This window comes from Ideonella azotifigens (genome assembly GCF_006519715.1).
GTDB lineage: Bacteria > Pseudomonadota > Gammaproteobacteria > Burkholderiales > Burkholderiaceae_C > Ideonella > Ideonella azotifigens.
Genome location: NZ_VIDT01000355.1, coordinates 1 through 5,685, shown reverse-complemented (window position 1 = coordinate 5,685; position 5,685 = coordinate 1). Strand labels below are relative to the sequence as shown.

2 protein-coding genes and 1 pseudogene are annotated in these 5,685 nt (G+C 68.1%); 1 reads left to right on the top strand and 2 read right to left on the bottom strand.

The genetic code is table 11. The features are described from left to right. Positions 1–1,710: 1,710 nt before the first annotated feature. Positions 1,711–2,604: pseudogene (locus tag FKP22_RS33950) on the bottom strand (ketopantoate reductase family protein); the annotation flags it as partial. An 89-nt stretch (positions 2,605–2,693) separates the two neighbouring features. Here FKP22_RS33950 and FKP22_RS19180 point away from each other — a divergent pair. Then, on the top strand, positions 2,694–3,881 hold the full coding sequence (locus FKP22_RS19180; protein ID WP_141289314.1) for an ATP-binding protein: 1,188 nt from the start codon (positions 2,694–2,696) through the stop codon (positions 3,879–3,881). 28 nt (positions 3,882–3,909) lie between these two features. Here FKP22_RS19180 and FKP22_RS19175 read toward each other — a convergent pair whose 3' ends face one another. Then, positions 3,910–5,283, bottom strand: a complete 1,374-nt coding sequence (locus FKP22_RS19175; RefSeq protein WP_141289313.1) for an MFS transporter — start codon at positions 5,281–5,283, stop codon at positions 3,910–3,912. Positions 5,284–5,685 lie beyond the last annotated feature (402 nt).

The window sequence follows — 5,685 nt, the reverse complement described above, 5'->3', positions numbered from 1 at the left end:
ACCCTCAGCGCCAGCGCGGCCTCCGGCGGCATCTACGCCGCCACCTCGGCCACCTCCAGCGTGTTGTCCAGCATCAGCTCGGGCAATGGCGCAATCGACATCACCGTTGGCGGCAGCAGCACGCTGACCTCGCTCAGCTCCGGCACCTCGTCGGCCAGCAACGACATCACGGTGACCGCCACCGGCACCGGCTCGATGAGCATCGGCACCGTCAACGCCGGCAGTCTGGGCGACGTGAACCTGGCCACGCTGAGCGGCTCGATCTCGGGCAGCAGCGGCGCCATCACCGGCAACACCGTGACGCTGAACGCCGCCAACAGCGGCAGCGTCTCGGTGCGCACCGCCGCCTCGCACCTGGACGTGCAGGCGGGCTCCAGCAGCATCAGCATCACGCAGACCGGCGCCGTCACGCTGGACCGCATCGCCACGCCGAGCAGCCTGGTCAGCATCACCAACAGCAGCGGCGACATCACCGTTGGCAACGTCAGCACCTCGGCCTCCGGCCAGGTCAACCTGACCGCCAGTGCCGGGGCCATCCTCGACGACGGCAACAGCACCACCCGCATCAGCACCGGCACGGCAACGCTCAGCGCCAGCGGCAGCATTGGCAGCGCCAGCCACGCGCTGCAGACCAGCGCCACCGGCCTGGCCGCCACCAGCACCGGCGACCTGTATGTGGCCAACGCCGACAAGACGCTGACCAGCCTCAGCGTGACCAACCGGCACACCACGCCGGGCAGCGTCAACACGCTGCAGGTCAGCTCCGACTACCTGAGCTTCGACGTCACCGACAACGGCAGCCAGTACACGCTGAACCGCCTGGTGGGCGTGCCGCTGAGCTCGCTGGCCTTCAGCGGCGACCAGGGCGCCATCATTGGCCAGGTGCAGGGCGCCGGCTCGGTGAGCCTGACAGCGACCCAGGGCAACCTGGTGGACGACGGCAATGCCAAAAGCCGCATCACCGCCGGCAGCACGCTGACGCTGAGCGCCACGGCCGGCAGCATCGGCAGCTCGCTGCACCCGATGGGCGCCAACGCCGGCAGCCTGGTGCTGACCACGCGCGGCGACCTCTACGTCAGCGACATTGCCGACCTCAGCTCGCTGACCATCGCCAGCTCGCACCCGGACGCGAGCACCAGCTATGGCATGGCCATCACCGCGCCGTCGCTGAAGCTGGCGGTCACCGACTCTGCGGCGGGCCACCTGGTGAGCACGCTGACCGACAACTCCTCGCTGTCGCTGAGCTTCACCAGCGACCGCGACATCACGCTGGGCACGGTCAACCTGACCAACACCGGCAGCGCACGCTTCACATCCACCGGCGGCGCGATCAAGGACGACGGCGACAAGAACACCCGCGTGCTGGCCAACAGCACCACGCTCGCCGGCAGCGCGGTCGGCGCCAGCGGCAGCGAGCACATGGACGTGGTCACCGGCACGCTGGCGGCCAGCGCCACGGCCGGCGGTGTGTATGTGGAAGTGCCCATGCCCACCGGCAGCACCAACACCACGAGCACGCTCACGCTCGGCACGATCACCGCCACCGGCGCTGTGGTGATCAACGCGCTCGAAGGCGATGTGTCGCTCGGCGGCTACCTCACCGCCACCAACCAGGCGGTGAGCCTCACCTCGGCGCAGGGCGCGATCTACAGCCCCATCGGTTACAGCATCGGCTTTGGCACCGGCAGCCTGACGCTGAACGCCGCCAAGGGCTTCGAGCAGCTTGACCAGCGTGTGCAGCACGCGGTTCACCGGCGTGGGCACGCCCCGCGCGGCGCCACGGCGCACCACCAGGCCGTTGAGATGGTCGATCTCGCTGGGCTTGCCGCGCATCAGGTCCTGCGCGGTGGAAGAGAACTGATTGGGCATGGTCTCGGCAATGCGGCGCACGGCGGCCGGCACATCGCCCGGCACGCGCACGCCTTCGGCCTCGGCCACCGCCAGGCACTCGGCCACCACGTCGCCCATCACGTCGGCAACACCTGCGGCCTGCGCCAGCACGCCATAGGGCTGGCGGCTGATGGCCGATAGCGCGTTGTAGGCGCAGTTCAGGATCAGCTTGGCCCACAGCGCGCCCACCACGTCGGGCGAAACCTCCGTCGGCACGCCGGCGGCGATCAGCATCTGCGCCACCGCCTCGCTGCTGACGGCCGCGGTGTTCGACGGCTCGATCACCAGTTCACCCCGCCCGTGGTGCTTCACATGCCCCGGCCCGGCCATCTCGGTGGCCACGTAGACCACCGCCGCGGCCACCGCCTGCGGCAAGCGCTTGCGCAGCCGCTCGGCGTTGTCCACGCCGTTCTGCAGCGTGAGCAGCAAGGCGCCTGGCGCCAGGTGCGGTCGCAGCAGGTCGCCCGCGCTTTCGGTGTCCGGCGACTTGACGCAGAACAGCACCAGCTCGGCCCCGGCCACCGCCGCCGGGTCGCTGCTGGCCGAAAGGCGGATGTGCTCGTCGAAGCCCTGCGCCTCCAGCCGCAAGCCATCGCGCTCGATGGCCGCCACATGCGCAGGCCGCGCGATCAGCATCACCTCGTGCCCGGCCCGCGCCAGCATGCCGCCGTAGTAGCACCCCACGGCGCCCGCGCCCATCACTGCGATCTTCATGCGTTTGTCTCCTGCTCGGCACATTGGATTATCGACAACTATCGCGCACAAGATATATTATCTACTTCAAGATAATTTCGGATAGTCGCATGCTTGCCTTCCCTCGCCAAGCGCTGGCACAGGAGCTGGTGACGGCCCTTCAAGGCCTCAGCCTGCTGGGCGACGCGCACAACGGATTGTTCCTTGCCGCGCCAAGGCGAACTGGCAAGTCGACTTTCCTGCAAGGTGATCTCCGCCCCGCCTTGGAAGCGGCCGGCGTGGTGGTCGTGTACGTGGACCTGTGGGCCGACGCTCGGCGTGACCCGGGCGCGCTGATCGCCGAGGCGATTGCCAGGGCACTGCAGCCGCAGCTCGGGCTGGTCGCCCGCACGGCCAAGAAGGCGGGGCTGGACAAGGTCAGCCTGGGCGGCTGGCTGCAGGTGGACACCAGCAAGATCGGCAAGGTCGACGGTCTGACGCTGGTCGACGCACTTAGAGCGCTGCACGAGACCGCCGCCAAGCCTGTGGCGCTGATCGTCGATGAAGCGCAGCACGCGCTGACCAGCGAGGCGGGCGAGGCCGCCATGACGGCGCTGAAATCGGCCCGTGACCAGCTGAACCAGCCCGGCCAGGTGAACCTGATGCTGGTCATGTCTGGCTCGGACCGCGACAAGCTCCTGCGCCTGGTCAACACCAGCGGCGCGCCCTTTTATGGCTCGCAGGTGCAGCGCATGCCGCCGCTGGGGCCGGACTTCATCGCTCACCTCACCGGATTGATCGAAGCGCAGCGGCCAAGCCTGGCGCCGGTGGACACCGCAACGCTGCAGCAGGCCTTCGCGGCCTTTGGCCACCGGCCCCAGTTCTTCATGACCGCACTCGGCCAGGTGCTGAGTCCCTTGGCGAGCCTGAGTGGCCGCTTCGAACCCGCACTGCTTCAGGCTGCGCAACTGCAACAAGCCCAGGATGAAGCACAGATGGAGTCCGACTACCTCGGACTGAAACCCAGCGAGCAGGCGGTTCTGTGGCGCATGCTCGCTCAGGGCACGCGCTTCCGGCCGTATGACGCAGAGGCCTTGCGCTTTTACCGCGACAAGACTGGCAAGCCGGTCAGCGTGGCCCAGGCACAGAAGGCGCTGGAGGCACTGCGCCAGCGAATGCCCGCGCTGGCCTGGAAATCGGCGCGCGGCGAATACGCGCTCGAAGATGCTGCCATGCACCGCTGGTACGAAGCGCGGGTGGCCGCGGGCACCTGGCCACCCGCCCCGCCCCAAGGGCTGCTGCCCCTGGAAGACGACTGACGCAGACCGCTCGCCACGCTTATCGCACTCACCGCGACTTCAACTCCAGCCGCTTGATCTCCGGCACGATGACCAGGTAGGCGACGACGGTGACCAGGGCGTTCAGGCCGACGAAGACCAGCGCGCCGTTGAACGAGCCGGTGTGGGCCAGGATGTAGCCGATGACGATGGGCGTGACGATGCCCGCGGCATTGCCGAACATGTTGAACACGCTGCCGGCCAGGCCGATGATTTCCTTCGGTGCGGTGTCGGAAACGACCGCCCAGCCCAGCGCGCCGATGCCCTTGCCGAAGAAGGCCAGCGCCATCAGGCCGACGACCAGCCACTCGTTGTCCACGTAGTTGCAGAAGATCATCGTGACCGACAGCAGCATGCCCAGCACGATGGGCGTCTTGCGGGCCACCGTGAGGCTGGCGCCCCGCTTGATCAGCCCGTCCGAGATCACGCCGCCCAGCACGCCGCCAAGGAAACCGCACAGCGCCGGCAGCGAGGCCATGAAGCCGGCCTTCAGGATGGACATGTGGCGCTGCTGCACCAGGTAGACCGGGAACCAGGTCAGGAAGAAGTAGGTCAGCACGTTGATCGAGAACTGGCCCAGGTAGATGCCCAGCATCATGCGGCTGCGCATCAGCTGTCCCAGGTTGGCCCAGGTGCGGCCGTCGCGCACGATGCCAGAGGGCATGGCCTGCGGGCCCAGGTTCAGCAAGCCACCGCCCTTGGCGATGTACTCGCGCTCGGCCTTGTTGGCCCGTGGGTGGTCGGCGGGGTTGTGCACCACCTTCAGCCACACACCGGCCAGCACGAAGCCGATCACGCCCATCCACAGGTAGACGTGGTGCCAGCCCATCCACTGGGTCAGCCCGGCCATCAGCGGCGTGAAGACCACCGCGGCGAAATACTGCGCCGAGTTGAAGATCGCCGAGGCGGTGCCGCGCTCTGCCGTGGGGAACCAGCTGGCACTCAGCTTGGCATTCGCCGGGAAGGCCGGCGACTCGGCCAGGCCGACCAGGAAGCGCAACGCGAACAGCAGCGTCACCGCGCCGAACACCCCGGCCACGGCGCCGGTGAAGGCCTGCAGCAGCGTGAACAGCGACCACAGCACGATGCTGGCTGCGTAGATCTTGCGCGCACCGTAGCGGTCCAGCAGCCAGCCGCCGGGCAGCTGCGCGGCCACGTAGGCCCAGCTGAAGGCCGAGAAGATGAAGCCCAGCTGCACCGAATCGAAGCCGAACTCGGCCTTCATCGCCGGGCCGGTGATGGACAGCGTGGCCCGGTCGGCGTAGTTCACCGTGGTGACGATGAACAGCATCGCCAGGATCAGGTAACGGACCCGGGTGGGACGCGCGGCGGCCGAAGCTGCGCCGGCCGCAGGGGGCGCGGCAAATGTGCTGTGTGTGCTCATGAAAACCTGAAGCTGAAGGGCAGGCGCGGCGCGGGCCAGGGGCGACAAGGTCCAGGGCGAGGTCGCAAGTTATATGACATCGTATGACTTATTCGCCGCCCAAGCCAAGCGGGCCTGGGCCGCCCTGCCGACGAGTCGACAAAGGAAAACCCCGGGGAAACCAAGGGATTTCCCAGGGGTGGACGAACGGATCGCACTCTAGACCCGGGCTGCCAGCGCGTCATACGCGATCTCACGTAGACGCAAGACAGCCCAGGTTGTCAGACAACTTATCCGGCCACTCAGCGCCGGCCAGCCCTCAGCGCTGCACTTCGGCCTGGGCGCCTCCGTCCACGCTGATCGAATGCGTGTCGCGCGAGGCCTGAGCGGCAGCGCTGGCCGAGGCATTGGCCTGGCGGGTGC

Excerpts from the sequence above, each read along its gene's own strand:
- FKP22_RS19180 (WP_141289314.1), top strand. The coding sequence starts at position 2,694 with ATGCTTGCCTTCCCTCGCCAAGCGCTGGCACAGGAGCTGGTGACGGCC.
- FKP22_RS19175 (WP_141289313.1), bottom strand. The coding sequence starts at position 5,283 with ATGAGCACACACAGCACATTTGCCGCGCCCCCTGCGGCCGGCGCAGCT.